Genomic DNA, 23,454 nt, shown 5'->3' with positions numbered 1-23,454 from the left:
TAAACAACACTTAGGCTTGAAACATGGAGAGCCTTGAATAAGTGGGACTTAGAATGAAAGTGTTGTTTATCAGCCGTCACAATACTTGCCGAAGTATCCTTGCGGAAGCTGTCGCTAAACGTTTTTTACCTGCTCATTTTCACATCGCCAGTGCAGGCTCTGACCCAAAAGGTGAGTTGCCTGCATTCATACAAACTTACCTCAGCGCAATGGGCCTGAATCCGGCCGATTACCGAAGTAAGTCCTGGGAAGAGTTTTCACGGTTCCATCCTGATATTGTGATTTCTGTCGGCGATAGCCAGCATGGCGAACCTTGTCCGAACTGGCTGGCAGACGGCATACGGGTGAACTGGGATTTACCCAATCCCTTGACGCTCAGCCAAGACCCGGATGAGCAGGAAAAGGCCTGTGAACAAACCGCACTGCTGCTGAAACATCACGTCGATACGCTGAGTACACTGCCGATAGATAGCCTCAGTGCGGAAGAGATAAAGACAAAGCTCAGCCAAACCGCCTTGTAGCGCGTCGAATGTCATTTCGGCGTCAGACTGCAGGCAACGGACACTAGCGATTCGGGTGATTTAAAATGTGGTCCTCCCAGTCGATAACATCAATTTCGTACACGACTGTATCGCGGACCGACTGATTTGCCGCATGCATGGCGTCTTTGGAGCCGGTAATTAACGGGTGCCATTCCGGCAAGGGCTGACCTTCGGCCAGCAGGCGATAGGCGCAGGTGTCCGGCAACCAGCTGAACTCATCAATGCGCTCACGGGTAAGCTTGAGGCACTCTTCGCCCGATTCAAACCGGTTGGCATAGTCTTTACATGAACAGGTTTGGTCATCAAGTAAACTGCAGGCAACATTAGTGTAATAAACTTCATCGGTATCATCGTCGATAAGTTTATGCAGACAGCATTTACCGCAGCCGTCACACAGCGATTCCCACTCTGTATCTGTCATTGCTGTCAGGTCTTTCTCTTGCCAAAATGCTGCCATCACTGTGCCCCAATATCATGCGTTATTCGCCCTCTTATTGTAGGGATAAGAGGAAACAAGGCGGTGTTATAGCTGTCTGCCCGGCAAAGTGCAAGCCTCAGTCCGGATTTCCTTTCTTTGGCAGGCACACAACAGCCGCAAAGGTTGATTCCCGATACTATGGGTGATAATTTGCGCCACCAGCATGAACGGCCAGTGATACTGGCCGGAATCACGAACGTGTTCACGAACGTGTTCACGAACGTGTTCACGACTGTGTCCACGAAGTGTCACTGTTGAATAAGACTGCCAGATAAGTATAGAAGGTTGGAATGGATTGTCGTTTAGGCTGCGGAGCCTGTTGTATTGCCCCGAGTATTTCTTCCCCCATTCCGGGTATGCCTGATGGCAAACCTGCCGGGGTACGCTGTATTCAGCTAAACGACAATAATCTGTGCAAGCTTTTTGGCAAGCCGGAAAGACCGGCAGTATGTCATCACTTCAAACCCTGTCCGGATCTCTGCGGCACCACCAATCAGCAAGCGCTGTTCAACCTGACAGAGCTGGAGCAGATCTCAGACGTTCACTTTGCCGGATAATATTCGCAAGGCTGATTTGGCATGCTCTAATGCCTGATGGCCCGAGCTGGTCAGATAGCCGCCATCGGGTTGAGTGACGAGCCCTTTATCATACAAACGCTGTGCGGCAGAGATCATCTCAGAACTCGCGTCATGATTAACCTTGATCCCCTCCATATCACTGTGCATCGGGAACTTAACCAGCAGATTCAATTCTTGTACTAACTCTGGTGTCAGGGGCATAGCGACCTCTCCTCTTAAGAACTTATCTCCAAGCATAGTGAGAGAAACCCAAAGTCGCTGCGGTTTAGATCAAAACAACAGTAATTATCTGAAAAAAAAGAAAACCGCTTACCCCTCTCCGGGCTAAGCGGTTTATGAAACGCTGAGTTTCTAAGGGTCTTTATACCCAGTCTGTCAGGCTTGAATACCGACAATCAGCCAAGGTGCATTCGGTGCGCTCAGATCACGCTCCAAATGCCAGATATCAGAGATATCTTCTTCTACCCCTTCATGGCTATCTTTGTAGCGTCCTGCAAACTTCACGCTCAGATGAGCGGTATTGGCATTGTAATCAGCACGAACCAGCTCTGCATCAACGTACATCACTTCAGTGTGCTGCTCGCCATCCAGCTTGTTACGCTCTGCTTTTAAGTCTTCAAACAGTGCCGGGCTGACATACTCACGGATGGTTTCCAGCTCATTGTAATTCCAGGCGCCTTGCAGTGTGCGGTAATGCTCACGAGCACCTTGCAAAAAAGTATTCATGTCAAAGCCAGGAGGCAGATTGAACGGCACATCACTATCGGTTGCGCGATACTCAGGCTGTGCACTCGCCGCACCGGTAAATGCATCCGCTTGCTGACGGTGCTGTGCCTGGGGTGAATCACCGGCATACGCCTGCTGATGCCCCATTGCCGTCGGCTTGGTTTTGCGCATGCCTTTGAGGAACTTGAAAATCAGAAAAGCGATCAGGCCAAAAATCAGGATATCCATAAACTGAATACCTTCAAATGCCCCACCGAAGAATGCTGCCAGCAGTCCACCGGCAAGTAATCCGCCCAGCAGTCCGCCCATCAAGCCTTTTTTGCCGGCTGATGCCGTTGGGTTCTGTTTACTGATCGTATCTGTTTGCTGCGGTTGCTGTTTTTGCGCCGGAGCTGTTTTATAGCTCTTGCCCAAAGATTTACTGCCGCCAAACTTTTTCGCTTCTGCGTGCGGAGCAGTGAAAGACACAGCCACCAGTAACGCGAACATGGTTATATAGCGTTTCATCAATCCTTTACCTTTGCCTATAAAATGCAATCCTTATGCATCCTAGCTGGGGGGATGGTAAAGTCAATCAGGTCTGTCGGCCAAATTGTTACCAAATTTAGCAGGATCGCCGAATATGCTCCCTGTAAACCATTACACTTTTCAACAACAAGCTGACATCACTTCATAGTCAACAATGCGATCTTCTACGGCTAAGCTAATGAAATGGCTTGTTACTTTGTGTACATCCCACCTAGTATTAGGCAAGACCTACTTATCTCAATTCGCATACAGTGAGGCAATCACCATGCATGAAGCGACGCATCAGAACACACACAGTAAACTGATAGGTTATTTGCTTTGGATTTTTGGCTTTACCGGTGCCCACCGCTTTTATTACGGCAAACCTGTGACCGGCACACTGTGGTTCTTCACTCTGGGTCTGTTGGGCATTGGCTGGCTGATCGATCTGTTCCTGATCCCCGGCATGGACAAAGAAGCGGATCTTCGTTTCCAAAGTGGCGAACTGGACTATAACATTGCCTGGTTGCTGCTTACCTTTCTGGGTGTCTTCGGCGTGCACCGTATGTACATGGGAAAATGGATAAGCGGACTCTTGTATTTACTGACGTTTGGCTTTTTCCTGATTGGTGTTTTGATTGATTTCTGGACCCTGAATGAGCAGGTTTCGGTCAAAAATGCCGAACGCCGTTAATACAGGTAAATAGAGACATTCTTGACCCGGAAGTTTTGTTGCCCATAGAATATTGAACATTGTTCTATATTCTATACTTTTTATAGCACACGCAGCCTGTGCTATAAGGCAGCCAGCAAACTGTCCGGCCTTTTATTTGTGCTTAGCGCACCATGTAGGGAAGATCATGGCAAGACGAAACGATCACACGCGGGAAGAGCTCATCAGCATGACACTTGAGCAAGTCAAAAAGTTTCTCAGCGAGCACCCCCATCACGAACTCAGTTTACGTAAAGTGGCCGCAATGATTGGCTATGTGCCCAGCACCTTAGTCAATGTGTTTGGCAACTATAACCTGCTGTTACTCCATGCTGTTGCCCAAACCATGGATGAACTGTTTGCTGAGGCTGAAAAGCAGTTGCAGCAGTCAGAGTCTACAACAGACGCACTGCGCAAACTTGCCTACTGCTATCTCAATTTTGCGGTGGATAATCCTTACCGCTGGCAGCTGATTTTCCAGCACACCATGAATGGCGAGGAACTGCCTGAGTGGCAGAATGAACGCATCAACAACATGATCAACATGCTGGAAAGCCTTATCCGCCAGCTCATCCCCGACCAATCAGAAACCGCGGTGATGGAAGCCAGTCGTGTCTTGTGGGCTGGCGTGCATGGCATTACCCTGCTGACCGTTGACGATAAGCTCTTCACCTCAACGCCCGTTGACGGAAAAGCGCTGATCGACAACCTGCTGGACACTTACCTGAACAATTGGCAGGTATGAAGGAGTCCAGCCAGATGAGTCATTCACAATCCGCTTTACTGACCCAACGCCGTTTTCTCCCTTATTTCATTACCCAGGCGCTGGGCGCGTTTAACGACAACATTTATAAAAATGTTCTGCTAATTCTGATCGCTTTTGCAGCGCCGGGCACTTTGCCATTTGAGTCCGATTTCATTATCAACCTGGCCGCCGGTATCTTTATTTTGCCTTTCTTTTTGTTCTCGGCGTCTGCCGGTGTTCTGGCTGATTCCTATGACAAAGCCAGCATCATGCGAAAAGTGAAAATGGCTGAAATCATCATTATGGCTATGGCGGCTGTGGCTTTTGTGGCAGAAAATTATACCGCCTTACTGCTGCTGTTGTTCCTGATGGGCTCGCAATCGGCTTTCTTTGGCCCGGCCAAGTATGCCTTGTTGCCTCAGCACCTGAAAAAGGAAGAACTGGTTTCCGGCAATGCGTTGGTTGAGACAGGGACATTCCTGGCCATACTGATCGGTACCCTGCTTGCGGGGATCATTGCCGATCAGCAAGCAGCGAGAACCATAGCGGCAGTGGCTGTGGTATCGTTCGCTGTCTTAGGCTATGCCAGTTCGCGTTATATCCCTGCAGCCAAGCCCTGCGGTGCAGGTCAGCGGTTTCGCTGGCAGCCGATCAGACAAACCCGCAAAACGCTGTCTATTGCAGCAAAAGATAAAGTGGTGTTGCAGTGCGTGCTGGGGATCAGCTGGTTCTGGTTTCTGGGGGCAAGTTATCTGACCCAGTTTCCCAACTTCGCCAAGTTATACCTTGGCGGTAATGCCGCTTCGGTTTCAGTATTGCTGACCTTGTTTTCCATCGGTATCGCTATCGGCTCACTGCTGTGCGACCGCCTGTCTGGCCATCGTATCGAGCCGGGCATCGTTCCGCTGGGCTCACTCGGCATCACCCTGTTTGGTGCAGACCTGATGTTCGCGACCCCTGATATAGCGCCAGTGTCAGACTCACTGTGGGCCTTTCTGACCCAACCGGATCTGATTCGGGTGTTCTTCTCACTGACCATGCTGGGTGTGTCTGGCGGTATCTATATCGTGCCACTGTATGCCATGATGCAAAACCGCGCCGAGCCGTCGGAGCGGGCGCAGGTGATTGCGGCGAACAATATCTGGAATGCCATTTTCATGGTCGTCAGCTCAGTGACAGCGATCGTTTTCCTGTCAGTACTGTCTTTGTCGATACCGCAGTTCTTCCTCTTCCTGGCGGTTCTCAATCTGCTGGTGCTGGGGTATATCTACCTGCAGGCGCCCGATTTTTTCTGGCGATTTATCATTTGGATTGTCAGCCACACCTTGTACCGGGTAAGCCACCAGCAGTTGGAGAACATTCCGAAGCAGGGCGGTGCATTAATTGTCTGCAACCATGTCAGCTATATGGATGCCTTGCTGCTGGCCGGTGCCTGCCCTCGCCCGATACGCTTTATCATGGATGAGGACATATTCAAACTGCCACTCATTAAAGCCTTCTGCAGCGCCTGTAAAGTCATTCCTATTGCCGCAAAAGACAGGCGATCTATTCAAAAAGCTTTTGAGGAAGTGGAATACTATCTGTCTCAAGGCGAATTAGTGTGTATCTTCCCGGAAGGAAAGCTCACTCATGATGGAGAAGTCGGGCCTTTCATGCGAGGTGTGGATCTCATCCTGAAACGCTCCCCTGCGCCTGTCATTCCGATGGCACTGCAAGGTTTGTGGGGCAGTTACTTCAGCCGTGAAGGCGGTAAAGCCTTGCTGAAGTGGCCGAAACGTTTCTGGTCGCGTGTGACTATTGTCGCCGGGACCCCGGTGAATGCGCAATCAGCCAATAGCGCGGCTTTACGTGAGACCGTTATTGCGCTGCGAGGCGAATCTCGCTAATACACTGACAAAACGGAAAGTGCGTGGTTTTGCGCTTTCCGTTTTTATCCTGCCTTAAAAATTTATACAGAATAATCCACCAACATATAAATCAATAACAATCATTAAAACCAGCCATTATCCAGTGAAGCCGAGATATCATCGGCCTCACACCTCACAGACCACTTTTCACTCTTTTAGTTTATTATTCTGATAAACATTAAAATTACGCCCCTTCACATAATTTTTTCCTGCAAACCCTTTATCAAAAGGTGGCATTTAGTGTAATTTGTGGGAAATGTTCACTTTTTCGCAGGATGACCACATGCACAACATCGGGATGTCTACCAAGCTCAACAATGTTTGTTATGACATAAGGGGTCCCGTTCTTAAACATGCCAAGCGCATGGAAGAAGAAGGCCACAAAATTCTTAAGCTCAACATTGGCAACCCCGCCCCATTCGGTTTTGATGCTCCGGATGAAATCCTGGTGGACGTGATCCGCAATCTGCCAACCTCACAGGGTTACTGCGATTCAAAAGGCATTTACTCGGCACGTAAAGCCGTAGTGCAGCATTACCAGAGACGCGGCCTGCTGGATTTAGATGTCGAAGACGTATATATCGGCAATGGCGTATCCGAACTGATCGTCATGGCGATGCAGGCACTGCTGGATAACACGGATGAAATTCTGGTTCCTGCACCCGATTACCCGCTGTGGACTGCGGCCATATCCTTGTCTGGCGGCAATCCTGTGCACTATATCTGTGATGAAGAATCAGACTGGTATCCGGACCTTGACGACATTCGCAGTAAAATCACCCCGAAAACGCGCGGGATTGTGTTGATCAACCCGAACAACCCAACCGGTGCTGTCTACAGCCGTGACTTTTTGCTGGAAGTGATTGAAATCGCCCGTCAGCACAAACTGATTATCTTTGCCGACGAAATTTACGACAAAATTCTCTATGACGGCGCCCAGCACACTTCTATCGCACCACTGGCAGAAGACGTGTTCTGTGTCACCTTCAATGGTTTGTCTAAGTCTTACCGTGTCTGTGGCTTCCGCGCTGGCTGGATGTTGCTCTCAGGGCCACGCCACGTTGCCAAACGCTACATCGAAGGCCTGGATATGCTGGCCTCAATGCGTCTGTGTGCCAACGTGCCGATGCAGCATGCAGTACAGACAGCTTTAGGTGGCTACCAGAGCATTAACGAGCTTATCCTGCCTGGTGGTCGCTTGCTAGAGCAGAGAAACAAGGCCTACGACATGATTACGCAAATTCCCGGCGTGTCATGCGTGAAACCTAAAGGTGCCTTGTACTTATTCCCTAAACTGGATCAGAAGAAGTTCAACATTGTCGATGATCAGAAAATGGCACTGGACTTCCTACAGCAAGAGAAAGTACTGATAGTCCACGGCACAGGTTTTAACTGGAAAAAGCCGGATCACTTCCGCATAGTGACATTACCCAGGGTTGATGACCTGGAAATGGCCATCGGTCGTTTGGAGCGATTTCTTCACGGTTACCGCCAATAACTGGTTATTGGCAATAAACCCTTCAGTATGTATCGCAAAGCCCCGATTCTCGGGGCTTTTGTTGTTTCCTAGGCTGCAAAAAATCTGTTAGGTTTAAATAGCAGTCTGATCAATGTGGAAACATCATGAAAACCAGCCATTTTTTTGCTCATCTCGCTCGTATGAAACTGATTCAGCGCTGGCCGCTTATGCGCTGCGTGGCAACTGAGAATGTCTCAGAACACAGCCTTCAGGTGGCTTTTGTCGCCCACGCTCTGGCATTGATCAAAAACCGCCACTTCGGTGGGCAGCTAAACCCTGAACGTATCGCCCTGCTGGCCATGTTTCATGATGCCAGTGAAGTACTGACAGGCGACATGCCAACACCGATCAAATACTTCAACCCGACTATTGCAGAAGAGTACAAAAAGATTGAACTGGCCGCCGAGCAAAGGCTGCTTTCTATGCTCCCCGACGAGTTTCAGGCCGACTACGCCCCTTTGCTGGTCAGTGATGCCATCGACCAGCAGGACTACCACATAGTCAAGCAGGCCGATACCTTGTGTGCTTACCTGAAATGTCTGGAAGAGCTCAGTGCCGGCAATCACGAATTCACACAGGCCAAGAAACGTCTCGAAGAAACGCTGGAAGAGCGAAAGACACAGGAAATGAGCTATTTCCTGAAAACCTTCGCCACCAGTTTCAACCTAACTTTGGATGAGATCAGTTAATGCCTTTACCCAGTGACCCAAGCACCGCTCTGTGGCAAGCAAGAAAGAGTCAGGAGCACAAGGAAAGACGCGATGATCACCGTACTGCCTATCAGCGTGATCGCGCCAGAATTCTTCACTCTGCGGCCTTTCGCCGCTTACAGGCCAAAACTCAGGTCCATGGCGCCGGTCACCACGACTTTTACCGCACCCGGCTGACCCACTCGCTGGAAGCTTCCCAAATCGGCACCGGCATCGTGGCTCAGCTGAAAATCAAGCAGCCCGAATTTCGCTCGCTCTTGCCCTCAAACAGCCTGATGGAAAGCCTGTGTCTGGCGCATGACATCGGGCATCCGCCGTTTGGCCATGGTGGTGAGGTAGCGCTCAATTATATGATGCGTGATCATGGTGGCTTTGAAGGCAATGCGCAGACTTTCAGAATTGTCACATTACTTGAGCCCTATACCGAAAAGTTTGGTATGAATTTATCACGCCGCACTTTGCTCGGGCTGCTGAAATACCCGGCTTTTATCCGCGATACAAGAGCCACAGAGCAACCCCCTGAAGTCAGCGACTTCCGGCATTTGCGTGCCAAAGACTGGCAGCCGGCCAAGGGAATTTACCGCGACGACAAAGAGACCTTTGAGTGGGTACTGTCTTCTCTTCCAGAGCAAGACAGGGAGCTGTTCGGTATGATGCGCAGCGAGCGGCATTCTCCCACTCAACACCTCAAAACACGCTTTAAGTCTTTAGACTGTTCCATCATGGAACTTGCCGACGACATTGCGTATGGCGTGCACGATTTGGAAGATGCCATCGTCATGGGCATAGTGACACAGAAACAATGGGAAGAGGCTGCAGCCAGCCAGTTACTGCACTGTGGGGAACCCTGGCTGGCTTCTCGGACGGAGTGGCTGAGTCAGCAGTTGTTTGCCGATCACCATCAGCGCAAAGATGCCATTGGTGCTTTGGTGAATGCCCTTATCACAGCGATTGAGATTGGCCCGACAACCGCCGAAAATGCCCCTGCATTCAGCGAACCACTGCTAAAATGGAACGCCTACCTGTCGGCCCCCATGGAAAGCGCCCTGACAGTACTGAAGCAATTTGTCAGCGAGTACGTGGTCCATAAACCGGAAATTCAGCTGCTTGAGTACAAAGGGCAGCAGATCATCATGGAAATGTTCGAGGCTTTCACCTCTGATCCCGAGCGGTTGCTGCCGGCCAGTACACGCGACCGCTGGCGCACAGCCATCCATCATAGTGAAAATGAACAGCGGATCATTGCTGACTATATTGCCGGGATGACAGACGGGTTCGCCCAACGTCTTTATAGCAACCTGTTTCAACCTGCCAGTGAATGGAAAATAGGGCCTATTGTTTAAGGCTGCTTGCCATAATGCCGTTCGAACAGTCCGGGCGGCATATGGCTAATCTGAAAATCAATCATCTTTTCAAACGCAGTCACTAATGGCAAAAAACGCCGGCTTTCGCCTTCAAGCTGACTCAGGGCGTGAAAGGCCGCTTCAACGGTTGATAATCCTGATTGTTTGGGTGATTTTCGAATCCGGTAATTCCCCGCGGGTACATCATCAAGGCACACGCACGGCAAGGCTTGCAGGTTAGCTGACAAGCGCCACATTTTATACGCCTTCTTCCATGTACCATCCAAGAGTATTAATGTCGTCAGAGGAAGCGAATTTGATGCAGCCCGACGGGAAAGCGGCACAGCCTGCTCATCCGGATAGAGCACCGCAGCATGGCGATCAGGGTCAGCCAGCAGGCTATTAATTTCCTCATGCCGGCTGAAATCTTCACCTACCCATAAGCGCGCGTTTGGCAGCGATAAGGTCAGAATACGGGCCGTACCGAGCGGCCGGCTGACTTCAGACGGGTGTTGCAATATCCAGAGTTCAGTTCTAGCATCAATTTTTTCAATCCACTGGCAAATGCAGGCATTGCCTGCTTTACCGCAATCTTCACAGTATCGGCTCATTGAGGTGCCCTTGTTATCACGATCTCTGCTCCTGTCTCTGCTGGCAACCTGTCTTTTTTGTGTCGCAGCACAGCTTGCACCACTTCATGCACTGCTTGAATGGCAGCGTCCACTCATTGAAGCCGGGCAATGGTGGCGGATCCTAACAGGAAATTTCACCCACACCAATTGGGCCCATCTCGGCATGAATGTTTCAGGTTTGCTGATAATCAGTTATCTGTTCCGGTTTTACCTGACTGCAGGACGCTTCGGGCTGTTACTAGCCTCGTTAAGCTTGATTGTAGGCCTGTCTCTGTTTCTTACCAAGCTGGACGGTTACGCAGGATTGTCCGGCCTGTTACATGGGATTTTCATTTGGGGAGCCTGTCAGGATATTCGCACACAGCGTGCTGGTGGACGGTTATTGCTGATAGCCGGTATCCTAAAAATCAGCTGGGATTTGTATAGCGGAGGGTCCGCTGAAACTGCGTCCATGATTAAAGCACAGATTGCAGTGGAAGCGCATCTTGCAGGCGCTGTCGGTGGCTTCTTGTTAGCCATGCTGCCACCTGCTTTCAGGTTATCAGCATCACCCGTTAAATAATGCAGGTTGCAAGGGGCGCATTGCACCCCTTACAAGATAGTGGCGTTTCAGTCTTCAGCTCATCAGAGCTGAATGCGATCGCGGTTTTTGTCTACAGTAGAGGCGCCAATGCCTTTGACCTTACTCAGATCCTCGATAGTGGCAAATTTCCCATTCTGCTCCCGGTATTCAATAATGCTCTGAGCTTTATCCGGACCAACGCCTAATAGTAGCTTATCCAGTTCCTCAGCATTGGCACTATTGATATTAATTGTTATTTCAATCCCTTCATGCTTATCGGACGCATCCACCACTCCAGGTAAGACAACGCTCGACGCCAGCAAAATTAATGCAAATGTGTTTTTCATTTTTTCTCCTTGGTGTTAATTCAGCACAAGGATAATCATTTTTAATCACACAATAATGCTCGCCAGAATATGACAAGATAAAAAAACGACGGGCCGCACAAAGCGGCCCGTCTATTATAATTATCAATTACATTTAGTTTGCAGATGCATCCAATACCGGATAGGTCACTTCTGCATCAGCGCGCAGAACATCAAGTAAAGCGGCTACATCCTGCTGAGCATTCATCTGAGCAACCTGTTCGGCCAGTTGCCCATTCACGCTGGCCGAATCAATCTCAGGCTCAATCACTTTATCCAGCGCAATCACAACAACATTGCCCTGCTGGTCATGAGTCACACCATAGACCGACTTACCCGCTTCAGGTTTTGCCATCGCAAATGCTTCTTGTGCAATCACAGGATCGCTGCCACGACGACTGATAGTCTGAGGTTCAGAAAAGCTCAGTTCATACTGCTCCAAAATGGCGCTATCACCATTACGCAATGCAGCAAGAATCTCATCAGCCTGCTTCTCAGCCGCTTCTTCACCACGCTGGGCTGCCATTATCTCATGCACCTGAGCAGCAACCTCCTCAAACGGTAGCAGTTGTTCAGGGCGAGACTCATCAACACGCACAACAATGATATGCTCCGAACCCAATTCAATGACTTCAGAATTCAAACCATCTTCACGTACTTCCGCATTACCTAGCGCCTGGACAACAGCAGGTGAAGCCAACACGCCCTGGGCATTGTTAAGTGCGAAGAAGTCAGTCTTCTGTACTTTAGCATTGACCGCTTTAGCCGCATCATCCAATGAATCCGGTATCTCGAAAGCAGATTCCGCCAGTTTGGTCTGCAACTGATAAAACGCTTCAGCCGCTTTTTGTTCACGCAGATCCGCCAACAGACCGCTGCGAACCTCGGCAAGAGGCTTGGCAGTAGGTGCTTTGACCGCTTCCAGCTGAATGATGTGATAGCCAAATGAGGATTTCACTACGCCAGACAGATCGCCTTGGTTTTCCAAAGCAAAAGCCGCTTCTTCAAACGCAGGGTCCATCACACCACGCTCAAACCAGTCCAGCTCACCACCCTGTTTCGCACTAAAAGTGTCATCCGATTTGGAGCTTGCCAGCTCGGAAAAATCCGCTCCCTGGCTCAGCTCGGCAAGAATCGCTTCCGCCTTTGACTGGGCCTCTGCATCGTCACCCTGAATCAGAATGTGGCGAACATGGCGCTGTTCAGGCGTCGAGAACTTAGTCAGGTTATCCTGATAATACGCATTCAGCTCATCATCACTGACATCCATGGTACTTTTCAGTGTATCGCCAGACAGCTCAATATAAGCAACTTTCACTTGCTCCGGACGTGTAAAGGCTTCCGGGTGCTGCTCATAGTAATCTTTGCTGTCGCTTTCTGAGATCTCAGTAGTTGCCTTAAACGTATCTAGGTTCAGGGTCAGACTGCGCACTTCACGCTGTTGTTGCTCCAGTTGCTGCAACTGAGTTAATTCGTTATTCAATGCAAAATCACTGCCCTGAATAGCGCTCAGCAGCTGCTGACGCAGCATGTCGGTACGCATGTACTCGGCAAATTGATCAGGCGTGAAACGCGAGCGACGAAGCAAAGAAGCATACACTTCGTTGTCAAACTTACCGTCACGCTGAAACTCAGGCATTGAACGGATTGCTTGCTTCACCTGATCATCACTGATACGTAAGCCCAGCTCGTTAGCACGTTGCTCAATCAGCGCATCGTTCACCAAACGGTCTAGCACACTGCGACGAAACTGCTGAACATAGCCAGGGTCACCCATCAGCGTAGAGAAATACTCTCCCAGCTGCGACTGCATACGGTTACGTTCGTTCTGGTATGCCTGCTCGAACTGATTCTGGCTGATTTCCTCGCCGTCAATCTTTGCCGCTACAGGCTGATTAGAATTTGCCAGATAACTGCCTACACCGGCAAAGACAAAAGAAAATATGATTAGGGAGAGAATAATCTTCACCCAAATGCTGCTAACGCCTTCGCGCATCCGCTCCATCATAACGTGCCGTATCTCCTAGTTGTTCGAGCTGGCAATAACTGTTGATTACGATTCTGAGGAATCACAATCTGTTCACCCTGATACAATGTAAAAAAAGCGCATCAGATATGATGCGCTCTCGTGTTACGCAATAATGCCACTATATGACAAGAAGCGTAAGGTTTTGTTCATTTCAACTTACTGGCAAAGCCAGAATCAGTTGACAGAATCTTTCAGCGCTTTACCTGGTTTGAAACCTGGTACACGTGCTGCTGCGATTTGGATTTCTTCACCCGTTTGTGGGTTACGGCCGGTACGGGCAGCGCGCTCACGAACAGAGAATGTACCAAAACCAACCAGCGCAACCTGGTCACCTTCCTTCAGAGACTCAGATACTGCCTCAATGAAAGCGTCCAGCGCACGGCCAGCAGATGCTTTAGAAATATCAGCACCTTCGGCAATTTTATCAACCAATTGAGTTTTGTTCACGATTTCTTCCCCTCTATGAACATTGTCTTCCTGACAACAGCATAATCTATGTTTACGCTGTGACGACAAAGGACAATCAAAAACTTGTATCAGGTCTAATTTATCAGCTCATTGTGACACTGAACAGGCTGTAAGCCTTGTTATTATTGAGCTTACAGCAAATTAGACCCCACTTATAGCCAGACAGAAAAAGGCTGACAAGCGATTTCCACCACAGTCAGCCTCTTACATCTGTTAATTTTGCTGCATATCACTGTTTTGAGCATTTACCAGCTCGATCCCTGTCGGATTATTTTCCAGGGCGATGCGTAACACATCATCAATCCAGCGAACCGGGCGGACTTCCAAATCAGCAATAACGTTGTCTGGGATCTCTTCCAGATCACGTTCATTCTCTTTTGGAATCAGCACCGTTTTAATACCACCACGGTGTGCTGCCAGCAGTTTTTCTTTCAAACCACCGATAGGCAGAACCTCACCACGCAGGGTAATTTCACCTGTCATCGCGACATCGCTGCGCACAGGGTTACCTGTCAGGCTCGACACCAGTGCCGTACACATTGCAATACCCGCACTTGGGCCGTCTTTAGGGGTTGCCCCTTCAGGAACATGAACATGGATATCACGCTTCTCATAGAAGTCGTTATTAATACCCAGTTTCTCTGCGCGAGTACGTACCACAGTCATTGCTGCCTGAATAGACTCCTGCATCACATCGCCGAGAGATCCGGTGTAAGACAGCTTGCCTTTGCCCGGCATAGACTCAGTTTCAATGGTCAGCAGATCGCCGCCCACCTCGGTCCACGCCAGCCCGGTGACTTGTCCAATACGGTTGCTTTCTTCTGCTTTTCCGTAGTCGAAGCGCTGCACACCCAAGTACTGCTTCAGGTTCGCCTGATTAATGGTGACCTTTTTCACTTTCGGGTTCAGCAGGATTTCTTTCACCGCTTTACGGCACAATTTGGAAATTTCACGCTCAAGATTACGCACGCCAGCTTCGCGGGTGTAGTAGCGGATGATGCCGATGATGGCAGAATCTTCTATCTCCACTTCGCCTTTTTTCAGGCCGTTACGTTGAATCTGTTTTTCCAGCAAGTGACGTTTGGCGATGTTGAGTTTTTCGTCCTCGGTATAACCAGACAGGCGAATCACTTCCATACGGTCCAGTAACGGGCCAGGAATATTCATCGAGTTCGATGTCGCCACGAACATCACGTCGGACAAATCGTAATCCACTTCCAGATAATGGTCGTTAAACGCATTGTTCTGTTCCGGATCCAGAACTTCCAGCAACGCTGATGCAGGATCGCCACGCATGTCGGAAGACATCTTGTCGATCTCATCCAGCAGGAACAGTGGGTTTTTCACGCCAACTTTGGCCATTTTCTGGATCAGCTTGCCTGGCATTGAGCCGATGTAAGTCCGGCGGTGACCACGGATTTCCGCTTCATCACGCACCCCGCCCAGCGCCATACGCACGTATTTACGGCCAGTGGCAGCAGCAATCGACTGCCCCAGAGACGTTTTACCGACACCAGGAGGGCCAACCAGACACAGGATCGGGCCTTTCAGCTTATTAATACGGCTCTGGACAGCTAAATACTCAAGAATGCGGTCTTTGACGCGTTCCAGACCATAGTGATCGGCATTGAGGATCTCTTCCGCTTTAGCCAGATCTTTCTTGACCTTGGTACGCTTGTGCCAGGGCACACTCAGCATCCAGTCGATATAACCACGAACCACAGTCGCTTCAGCTGACATCGGCGACATCATTTTCAGCTTTTGCAATTCCTGCTCAGTTTTTTCACGTGCTTCGGCTGGCATCTTCGACTCGTCGATTTTTTTCTTCAACGATTCGAATTCGTCCGGTGCATCGTCCAGCTCACCCAGTTCTTTCTGGATGGCTTTCATCTGCTCATTCAGATAGTACTCGCGCTGGCTCTTTTCCATCTGTTTCTTGACGCGGCCACGGATACGTTTCTCTACCTGCAGCAGATCAATTTCAGACTCCATCATGGCCATCAGGAACTCCAGACGTTCCGTGATATCCACAATTTCGAGCACTTTCTGCTTATCTGCCAGTTTCAGTGGCATGTGCGCAGCAATGGTATCGGCAAGGCGAGCGGCCTCATCAATACCATTCAGTGACGTAAGCACTTCAGGCGGGATCTTCTTGTTCAGCTTGATAAAGCCTTCAAACTGATTGATCGCAGTGCGAACCAGCACTTCCTGCTCGCGCTCGTCCATTTCCGGCGTGACCAGAAATTCCGCTTCCGCACTGAAAAATTCGTCGTCAGTCAACTTTTTAACGTTTGCACGCTGCTGACCTTCTACCAACACCTTCACTGTGCCATCAGGCAATTTCAGGAGCTGCAGTATGGTCGCCACTGTGCCGACATCATAGAGATCGTCAACGGTTGGTTCGTCAGTTGCCGCTTCTTTTTGGGCAACCAACAAAATTTGTTTATCGTTATCCATTGCGGTTTCAAGGCAACGAATGGATTTATCCCGGCCTACAAACAATGGAATAACCATATGAGGGTAGACCACCACGTCACGCAGTGGCAGAACGGGAATGGCAAGGCGTTCCGAACGCTCCAGGTTCATATTGTTCTCTCTTTCCGTTCAGTCTCTTTTAGTGAGTATATGGGGGCAGACTGACAAGATTCAACGGTCGATTTGCCAGAAAATCAAAAAGGAGGCCAAAGCCTCCTTTATTTACTCAAACTGTACGTTTTGCAACCACTTACTCGCCGCCTGCAGCTTGATTTTCAGTGTTTTCATAAATCAGCAAAGGTTCAGATTCACCTTTAATAACCGACTCATCAATCACTACTTTACTCACGCCTTCGGCAGAAGGTAGCTCATACATGGTATCCAGCAGCACCGCCTCTACGATAGAGCGAAGGCCACGTGCACCGGTTTTACGTTCCATGGCTTTACGGGCAATTGCCTGCAGCGCATCGTCACGAAATTCCAGTTCAACGTTTTCCAGCTCCAGTAATGCAGCATACTGTTTTGTCAGCGCATTTTTCGGCTCACGCAGAATCTGCACCAGAGCAGATTCATCCAGCTCACTCAAAATCGCAGTGACTGGCAGACGACCGATAAACTCAGGGATCAAACCGTATTTCACCAGATCTTCCGGTTCGACTTTCTCGAACAAATCACTGAGTGTGTTGCGCTGATCTTTAGAGCGGACTTCCGCACCAAAACCAATACCTGAACTGGTTGCCACACGTTGCTCTACCACTTTATCCAGGCCTGCAAATGCACCACCACAAATAAAGAGTATTTTCGATGTATCAACCTGCAGGAACTCCTGCTGAGGATGTTTACGACCGCCCTGTGGAGGCACAGAGGCAACCGTACCCTCGATCAATTTCAGCAGCGCCTGCTGCACACCTTCGCCAGACACGTCACGGGTAATTGATGGGTTGTCAGATTTACGGGAAATCTTGTCAATTTCATCAATATAAACTATTCCGCGCTCAGCTTTAGCGACATCGTAATCACATTTCTGCAGCAACTTCTGGATGATGTTTTCTACATCTTCACCGACATAACCGGCTTCGGTCAGGGTCGTTGCATCCGCCATAGTGAAAGGTACATCCAGCATACGCGCCAGCGTTTCTGCAAGCAGTGTTTTACCACTACCCGTCGGACCTATCAGCAGGATGTTACTTTTACCCAACTCGACACCATCACTTGTGGTGTCGCCATTACGCAAACGCTTGTAATGGTTGTAGACAGCTACAGCCAGTACTTTCTTCGCGTGATCCTGGCCGATGACATAATCATCTAAGTGCGTGCGGATCTCCCTTGGCGTTGGCAGTTCATTACCATCGCGCTTTGGCATAACTTCTTTGATTTCTTCGCGAATGATGTCGTTACACAGATCGACGCACTCATCGCAAATATACACAGAAGGGCCAGCAATCAGCTTGCGAACTTCATGCTGACTTTTACCGCAGAAAGAGCAGTACAGCAGTTTTCCACTACCACTCTCTTTTCGCTTATCTGTCATTCGCTAACCTCATATTGGGTTTCACCCATCCTTGCCTTGTTTTGAGTGTATAACATCTCTCGTCACTTTGCTGTCACCTTGCGCCTTCAGAGCACTGTGCACCATAATGACAGGTTAGTCACGCTTATTCAAAACGGCATCAACCAGTCCATACTCCGCAGCCTGCTCAGCAGACATGAAGTTGTCACGGTCTGTATCTTTTTCAACGATTTCCAATGGTTGGCCGGTATGGTCAGCCAGCAGATTGTTTAATCGCTTCTTAATTGTCAGAATTTCCTGAGCATGAATCTGAATATCAGAAGCCTGTCCCTGGAAACCGCCTAATGGTTGGTGGATCATTACACGGGAATTAGGCAGACAAAAACGTTTACCTTTCGCTCCACCTGCCAGCAGGAATGCACCCATTGAACATGCTTGTCCCATACAGAAGGTACTCACATCCGGTTTGATGTGTTGCATAGTGTCATAGATGGACATACCTGCAGTGACTGAGCCACCAGGGGAGTTAATATACAGGAAAATATCTTTGTCAGGGTTCTCTGACTCCAGGAACAACAGCTGTGCCACAACCAGGTTCGCCATCTGATCTTCAACCTGGCCGGTCAGAAAGATCACACGCTCCTTCAATAGTCGGGAATAGATGTCGTAGGAACGCTCGCCACGAGAGGTCTGCTCGACCACCATAGGAACCAGCGCATTCATAATTGGCGACATGGCGTTATTATCTTGGTAGCTCATAACCTTATTTCCCCAAAAAATTAATGGCCCGAATGATTGACTCATACGGACCATTGTTAGCAGAAGATTTGAAATGAAGTCAAATCTTTACAGTCATTTCAGTCAATTAAGCTGCTGGTTGCTGATTCATCAGCTCATTGAAGCTTACTTCTTTTTCTGAAACCTGTGCTTTAGCCAGTAGAGCATCAATCGCTTGTTCTTCCAGAGCAACATTACGCATGTTGTTCATCAGTTGCTCATTCTTTTCATAGTATGCAACAACTTCCGTTGGATCTTCATAAGCAGATGCCATTTCAGTGATCAGCGCCTTAACTCGCTCGTCATCGGCTTTCAGTTCTTCAGCCTTGATCACTTCACCCAGCAGCAGACCAACTACTACACGACGTTTAGCTTGCTCTTCGAACAGCTCACGTGGCAGCTCTGGTGCATTATCCGCATTATCCGCATTACCGCCGAAACGCTGAACAGCCTGCTGACGCAGGGTGTTAACTTCCTGGTCAATCAGCGCAGAAGGTACAGCAATGTCGTTTTGTTCAATCAGACCATTCAGAACCTGATCCTTGATACGGCCTTTAACCGCTTGCTTCAGCTCGCGCTCCATGTTCTTGCGCACTTCAGCTTTCAGGCCTTCAACAGAACCGTCTTCAACGCCAAACTTCTTCACAAATTCGTCGTTCAGCTCTGGCAGCTCCTGAGCTTCTACTTTGTGCAGTTTGATGGCGAACACAGCCGCTTTACCTTTCAGGTTCTCGGCGTGATAGTCTTCAGGGAAAGTGACTTCAATGCTGAACTCTTCACCCGCTTTCTTACCAACGATACCTTCTTCGAAGCCTGGAATCATACGGCCCTGGCCCATTGCCAGAGGGAAAGCTTCTGCTTTACCGCCGTCGAATTCTTCACCGTCAATAGAACCAGTGAAATCGATAGTCACACGGCTGTCTGCGTCAGCAGCGGTATCAACTTCAGCCCAGTTAGCTTGCTGCTTACGCAGTGTTTCCAGCATCTGAGCAACGTCTTCTTCTTTCACTTCAGCAGCTGGCTTCTCGATAGCAATCTTGTCCAGACCCGTCAGTTCAATTTCAGGGAACACTTCGAAGGTTGCTTTGAAAACCAGATCCTTACCTTCAGCCATGTCGACTGGCGTGAACGTTGGCGCACCGGCTGGGTTAATTTTCTCTTTAACGATAGCTTCAATGTAATGACGCTGCATCACTTCACCCAGTACATCCTGACGTACAGATGCGCCGAACATACGTGCAACCATCTTGATTGGTGCTTTACCAGGACGGAAACCGTCAAAACGACGGGTTTTAGCGATTTTCTGCAACTGGGCAGTTACTGCATCTTCGATGTTTGCAGCAGGTACAGTAATCGTAATTTGGCGTTCTAGGCCTTCAGTGGTTTCAACGGTAACTTGCATTTTCTTAAACCTCAAAACTGACTCAGGTTGACTGAGTTATCTTGCCCGTCAGATCTCTGCTGACGCTGGCATCCTTTCGTGTTACGGCTTGAACACCATAACGCCTGAATTCGGTCAATTTCTGTATCACTAGCCAGTGCCACTGAAACAAAAATTAAAGCGCGGTATTATAACGACCCAGCCCTCTTTCGTCGAGGCATCTGGTGTCACACCAAGTGTAAACCTTCGGACAAGATAGGGTCTGAATTCGCATTTTCAAGAGAAAACACGAAAAAATTGCAGTTTAGCCTCGCTTTTTTGTTCAAATGTCGATTCAGTGCAGGAATTTTAATCAATACTGCATGCTGCTTTGCGCACTGTAACCAAAGATGAAAAATGAAGAAGCGAGTAGAAAAAGAAGGGTGTGACGAAGAAAAGTGGCGCGCCCTGCAGGATTCGAACCTGCGACCACATGCTTAGAAGGCACGTGCTCTATCCAACTGAGCTAAGGGCGCATTGTCTGAGAGTTAGCAATCAGTAGCGTTAACTAACGGGGGTGAATTATACGTCGCTTGAGATCAAGGTCAACGATAAAACGTTAAAATACCTCGCCAAATGCACCAAGCGGTTAAACTTACGGCAAACACCCACCTTTGTTGCCTCAGCGAAACACATCCTTTCTCTGTACAGCTAAGCACTTATTATTTGAAAATCTTTAGATTGCAGTATTTTAGGCAGCAATTACTTCTTTATTAACGCAGGGGTTTTATCTGAAGCCCGCAAAAAGCAAACGTTTGCGCTATAGATTTCCCCCCTTATCTCTGCGACAATATGCCTGCTCAGCTCATTTCTGTACAAAGGAAAATCATGGCCGCTCAAATCATTGATGGAAAACTTATCTCACAAACTGTCAGACAAGAAGTTGCTGCACGTGTTAAGGCTCGCACTGACGCGGGATTACGTGCACCTGGGTTAGCCGTCATTCTGGTAGGTCAGGATCCTGCCTCACAGATTTATGTCGGCAGCAAGCGCAAAGCCTGTGAAGAAGTGGGCTTTATCTCTCGCTCATTCGACCTTCCTGCTGATACTGCAGAAGTCGAACTGCTGGCGCTGATTGATGAACTGAATGCAGATCAGTCCATAGATGGGATACTGGTACAGTTGCCTCTGCCTGCAGGCATTGACTCCACCAAAGTGCTTGAACATATTAATCCCGAGAAAGATGTCGACGGTTTCCACCCCTATAACGTCGGGCGTCTGTGCCAGCGCATCCCGAAACTGCGCTCATGCACACCAAAGGGGATTATCACTTTGCTGGAGCGCTATAATATCCAGGCTCGTGGCAAACACGCGGTTATTGTGGGTGCTTCTAATATCGTTGGCCGCCCTATGACCCTTGAACTGTTGCTTGCCGGCGCCACGACCACAACCTGTCACCGATTCACTCAGGATCTGGAAAGCCATGTTCGTCAGGCTGATATCCTGGTTGTCGCGGTAGGAAAGCCTAATTTTATTCCGGGTAGCTGGATTAAAGAAGGCGCGACTATCATAGATGTCGGTATCAATCGCCTGGACAACGGCACCCTGGTGGGTGATGTGGAATATGATGTCGCGCGCCAAAAGGCCAAACACATTACTCCCGTCCCTGGTGGTGTTGGCCCGATGACGGTTGCCACACTGATCGAAAATACCCTGCTGGCCTGTGAGCAATTCCACGAAAGCTGACAGGTATTTAGTTATTCCAGAAACAAAAAAGCGAGGTAATCAACCTCGCTTTTTTTGTTATTCATCGGTACTGGCCAGCTTTTATAACCTGTTATAACCCGCGTTATTTCTGCAGCGTTTTCAGATAAGCCGCGAAATCATTCCCGAGCACAGGGTGGCGTAAGCCGTATTCTACGAATGCCTGCATATAACCCAGTTTACTGCCGCAATCATGGCTCTTACCAGTCATGTGGAACGCATTAACCTGCTGCTTTTCCATCAACATATCAATTGCGTCTGTCAGCTGAATTTCATCACCTGCACCAATCGGAGTTTTGGCAAGAATTTCCCAGATTTCGGCAGGAAGGATATAACGCCCCACGATGGCCAGGTTAGACGGCGCCTGATCAGCCGCTGGTTTCTCAACAACCTTGGCCATAGAGGCTGAATCGCCTGGCGCAATTTGCTCGCCATTCACATCAGCCACACCATAGTTAGACACTTCCGACATTGGTACTGGCTCTACCATGACCTGGCTAACACCTGTTTCATTGAACAGATTAACCATAGCTGCCATGTTCTCACTACGCAGATCGCTGGCAGCATCATCCAGAATCACATCTGGCAGGACAACGGCAAACGGCTCGTTGCCTACCAGTGGACGGGCACAAAGTACCGCATGGCCCAGGCCTTTTGCCTGGCCCTGACGCACATGCATTATGGTCACATCACTTGGACAGATGTTCTGTACTTCATCCAGCAACTGACGCTTAACCCGCTTTTCAAGCGTTGCTTCCAGCTCAAATGAAGTATCAAAGTGGTTTTCAATAGAGTTTTTAGACGAATGGGTAACCAGCACTATTTCTTTAATACCGGCCGCAACACATTCATTCACGACATATTGAATCAGAGGTTTGTCCACAATAGGCAGCATCTCTTTGGGAATGGCCTTTGTGGCTGGTAACATCCTGGTCCCTAAACCGGCTACCGGAATGACCGCTTTACGAACTGGGGAAGACTTTTGCATTGCTTTTTCCATGTACGTTGTCATTGTCAGTCGCAATATAACAAACTTGCCTTTATGCAGCGAGAGATCTGAGCAATAAGCGTGAGCTGGTGTCCTCAACGACAAAAAGACAAATTACGCAGGACAGAGATGGCGGAATGTTTAAGCCACGACCAGGTTACCCACGGCGGACGATATCTGCGTTATCTATACTGATTTTCACCGGTTTACCGAGCAAGTTTATCAGCATGAATGAGCGCTTTTCACCGTCAGGTTCCTGATAGATGGCTTCAAGGCCCTTAAACTGGCCTTGTTTGAGCTCGAGGCACTCGCCGGGTTTGGGCAGATTAGACAACAGACGTCTGTGTTCTTCGCAATTTTCATTCGTCATTAACTCAAACAGCAGTTCAGGCTGAACTTTTTGCGGGTATGCCCCCTGGCGGATAAAGTCAGCCACACCGCGCGTCGAGCGGACTGTGGTATAGCTGACATATTCAGGGTCAAAACAAACAAACATATAATTAGGGAACAGTGGTTCATTCACAGTGACACGTTTTCCGCGCACCACTTTCTCGACGAGTACCTGAGGGTAATAGCACTCTACGCCCTGACGATCCAGATTGACCACGGCCCGCTCCTGCTCGCTTCGCTTGCAATAAAGTAGGTACCAATCTTTCATATCGTCTCTGCCCGGAAAATGTCTGTCTGAAAGTGATTATATGGTGGGAGGTATAAACCTCAATAGTTTCCCTGTACATTGACGCTAAGCGTTTACTTT

The 23,454-nt window shown here is 49.0% G+C and carries 23 protein-coding genes and 1 tRNA gene; 10 read left to right on the top strand and 14 right to left on the bottom strand.

Going from position 1 to position 23,454, the window contains the following annotated elements; all coding sequences use genetic code 11:
- Positions 1-53 precede the first annotated feature (53 nt).
- A complete protein-coding gene (locus KCG43_RS01275) occupies positions 54-521 on the top strand; it encodes an arsenate reductase ArsC (RefSeq protein ID WP_192015113.1) in 468 nt (155 codons plus the stop codon).
- Between the two features lie 43 nt (positions 522-564).
- Here the strand turns inward: KCG43_RS01275 and KCG43_RS01270 are convergent, their stop codons facing one another.
- On the bottom strand, positions 565-999 hold the full coding sequence (locus KCG43_RS01270) for a YcgN family cysteine cluster protein (RefSeq protein ID WP_192015112.1): 435 nt from the start codon (positions 997-999) through the stop codon (positions 565-567).
- A gap of 311 nt (positions 1,000-1,310) precedes the next feature.
- Between KCG43_RS01270 and KCG43_RS01265 the strand changes: the two genes are divergently transcribed.
- Entirely contained in the window at positions 1,311-1,577 is a 267-nt protein-coding gene (locus KCG43_RS01265) for a YkgJ family cysteine cluster protein (RefSeq protein ID WP_027252838.1), read from the top strand.
- On the opposite strand, the gene KCG43_RS01260 is transcribed toward KCG43_RS01265, so the two are convergent.
- Together KCG43_RS01260 and KCG43_RS01255 are read right to left on the bottom strand one after the other, a co-directional pair.
- Positions 1,554-1,799 (bottom strand): TIGR02647 family protein, encoded by a 246-nt coding sequence (locus KCG43_RS01260; protein ID WP_192015111.1) that lies wholly within the window; start codon positions 1,797-1,799, stop codon positions 1,554-1,556. The genes KCG43_RS01265 and KCG43_RS01260 overlap by 24 nt on opposite strands.
- A 174-nt stretch (positions 1,800-1,973) precedes the next feature.
- Positions 1,974-2,831 carry a Tim44 domain-containing protein gene (locus KCG43_RS01255; protein ID WP_218382872.1) on the bottom strand — a complete coding sequence of 286 codons (858 nt, stop codon included), beginning with the start codon at positions 2,829-2,831 and terminating at the stop codon, positions 1,974-1,976.
- Positions 2,832-3,117: 286 nt separating this feature from the next.
- On the opposite strand from KCG43_RS01255, the gene KCG43_RS01250 reads away from it, so the two are divergent.
- The 6 genes from KCG43_RS01250 (at position 3,118) to KCG43_RS01225 (ending at position 9,767) form a co-directional block, all read left to right on the top strand.
- Positions 3,118-3,525, top strand: coding sequence for a TM2 domain-containing protein (locus KCG43_RS01250; RefSeq protein WP_027252841.1), 408 nt, complete (start codon positions 3,118-3,120; stop codon positions 3,523-3,525).
- 166 nt (positions 3,526-3,691) lie between these two features.
- Positions 3,692-4,288: a TetR/AcrR family transcriptional regulator gene (locus KCG43_RS01245; RefSeq protein WP_161446525.1), complete on the top strand. Its 597-nt coding sequence runs from the start codon at positions 3,692-3,694 to the stop codon at positions 4,286-4,288.
- 14 nt (positions 4,289-4,302) lie between these two features.
- Positions 4,303-6,174 carry an MFS transporter gene (locus tag KCG43_RS01240; protein ID WP_192015109.1) on the top strand — a complete coding sequence of 624 codons (1,872 nt, stop codon included), beginning with the start codon at positions 4,303-4,305 and terminating at the stop codon, positions 6,172-6,174.
- A gap of 304 nt (positions 6,175-6,478) precedes the next feature.
- Positions 6,479-7,693, top strand: coding sequence for a pyridoxal phosphate-dependent aminotransferase (locus KCG43_RS01235; protein ID WP_192015108.1), 1,215 nt, complete (start codon positions 6,479-6,481; stop codon positions 7,691-7,693).
- Between the two features lie 125 nt (positions 7,694-7,818).
- Positions 7,819-8,403 (top strand): 5'-deoxynucleotidase, encoded by a 585-nt coding sequence (gene yfbR, locus KCG43_RS01230; protein ID WP_046218758.1) that lies wholly within the window; start codon positions 7,819-7,821, stop codon positions 8,401-8,403.
- Complete coding sequence (locus tag KCG43_RS01225) at positions 8,403-9,767, top strand: anti-phage deoxyguanosine triphosphatase (protein ID WP_192015107.1); 1,365 nt, start codon at positions 8,403-8,405, stop codon at positions 9,765-9,767. The genes yfbR and KCG43_RS01225 overlap by 1 nt, the downstream gene beginning before the upstream one ends.
- On the opposite strand, the gene KCG43_RS01220 is transcribed toward KCG43_RS01225, so the two are convergent.
- Entirely contained in the window at positions 9,764-10,378 is a 615-nt protein-coding gene (locus tag KCG43_RS01220; protein WP_218382870.1) for a tRNA-uridine aminocarboxypropyltransferase, read from the bottom strand. The two genes, KCG43_RS01225 and KCG43_RS01220, sit on opposite strands and share 4 nt — an antisense overlap.
- Before the next feature lie 10 nt (positions 10,379-10,388).
- Here KCG43_RS01220 and rrtA point away from each other — a divergent pair, with 10 nt between their 5' ends.
- Positions 10,389-10,961: a rhombosortase gene (gene rrtA, locus KCG43_RS01215; protein ID WP_225445091.1), complete on the top strand. Its 573-nt coding sequence runs from the start codon at positions 10,389-10,391 to the stop codon at positions 10,959-10,961.
- Positions 10,962-11,023: 62 nt separating this feature from the next.
- Here the strand turns inward: rrtA and KCG43_RS01210 are convergent, their stop codons facing one another.
- The 8 genes from KCG43_RS01210 to KCG43_RS01175 form a co-directional block, all read right to left on the bottom strand.
- Entirely contained in the window at positions 11,024-11,308 is a 285-nt protein-coding gene (locus tag KCG43_RS01210; protein ID WP_027252848.1) for a ComEA family DNA-binding protein, read from the bottom strand.
- Between the two features lie 133 nt (positions 11,309-11,441).
- Positions 11,442-13,334, bottom strand: a complete 1,893-nt coding sequence (gene ppiD / locus KCG43_RS01205) for a peptidylprolyl isomerase (protein WP_218382869.1) — start codon at positions 13,332-13,334, stop codon at positions 11,442-11,444.
- Between the two features lie 195 nt (positions 13,335-13,529).
- A complete protein-coding gene (hupB, locus tag KCG43_RS01200) occupies positions 13,530-13,802 on the bottom strand; it encodes a nucleoid-associated protein HU-beta (RefSeq protein ID WP_027252850.1) in 273 nt (90 codons plus the stop codon).
- Positions 13,803-14,036: 234 nt separating this feature from the next.
- On the bottom strand, positions 14,037-16,409 hold the full coding sequence (gene lon / locus KCG43_RS01195) for an endopeptidase La (RefSeq protein WP_192015103.1): 2,373 nt from the start codon (positions 16,407-16,409) through the stop codon (positions 14,037-14,039).
- A gap of 139 nt (positions 16,410-16,548) precedes the next feature.
- A complete protein-coding gene (gene clpX / locus KCG43_RS01190) occupies positions 16,549-17,829 on the bottom strand; it encodes an ATP-dependent protease ATP-binding subunit ClpX (protein WP_027252852.1) in 1,281 nt (426 codons plus the stop codon).
- Between the two features lie 114 nt (positions 17,830-17,943).
- Entirely contained in the window at positions 17,944-18,567 is a 624-nt protein-coding gene (clpP, locus tag KCG43_RS01185; protein ID WP_192015102.1) for an ATP-dependent Clp endopeptidase proteolytic subunit ClpP, read from the bottom strand.
- Between the two features lie 106 nt (positions 18,568-18,673).
- Positions 18,674-19,987, bottom strand: coding sequence for a trigger factor (gene tig, locus KCG43_RS01180; protein WP_218382867.1), 1,314 nt, complete (start codon positions 19,985-19,987; stop codon positions 18,674-18,676).
- Between the two features lie 417 nt (positions 19,988-20,404).
- Positions 20,405-20,481, bottom strand: a tRNA-Arg gene (locus KCG43_RS01175).
- Positions 20,482-20,833: 352 nt separating this feature from the next.
- On the opposite strand from KCG43_RS01175, the gene folD reads away from it, so the two are divergent.
- Positions 20,834-21,691 (top strand): bifunctional methylenetetrahydrofolate dehydrogenase/methenyltetrahydrofolate cyclohydrolase FolD, encoded by an 858-nt coding sequence (folD, locus tag KCG43_RS01170; protein WP_192015100.1) that lies wholly within the window; start codon positions 20,834-20,836, stop codon positions 21,689-21,691.
- 103 nt (positions 21,692-21,794) lie between these two features.
- Here the strand turns inward: folD and galU are convergent, their stop codons facing one another.
- Together galU and rfaH are read right to left on the bottom strand one after the other, a co-directional pair.
- Positions 21,795-22,697 carry a UTP--glucose-1-phosphate uridylyltransferase GalU gene (gene galU / locus KCG43_RS01165; protein ID WP_192015099.1) on the bottom strand — a complete coding sequence of 301 codons (903 nt, stop codon included), beginning with the start codon at positions 22,695-22,697 and terminating at the stop codon, positions 21,795-21,797.
- A gap of 157 nt (positions 22,698-22,854) precedes the next feature.
- A complete protein-coding gene (rfaH, locus tag KCG43_RS01160; protein ID WP_192015098.1) occupies positions 22,855-23,355 on the bottom strand; it encodes a transcription/translation regulatory transformer protein RfaH in 501 nt (166 codons plus the stop codon).
- Between the last annotated feature and the right edge of the window lie 99 nt (positions 23,356-23,454).

The sequence above is a fragment of the Photobacterium sp. WH24 genome, assembly GCF_019204055.1.
GTDB classification, from domain to species: Bacteria; Pseudomonadota; Gammaproteobacteria; order Enterobacterales; family Vibrionaceae; genus Photobacterium; species Photobacterium arenosum.
This window is presented reverse-complemented; position numbering and strand designations above follow the sequence as displayed.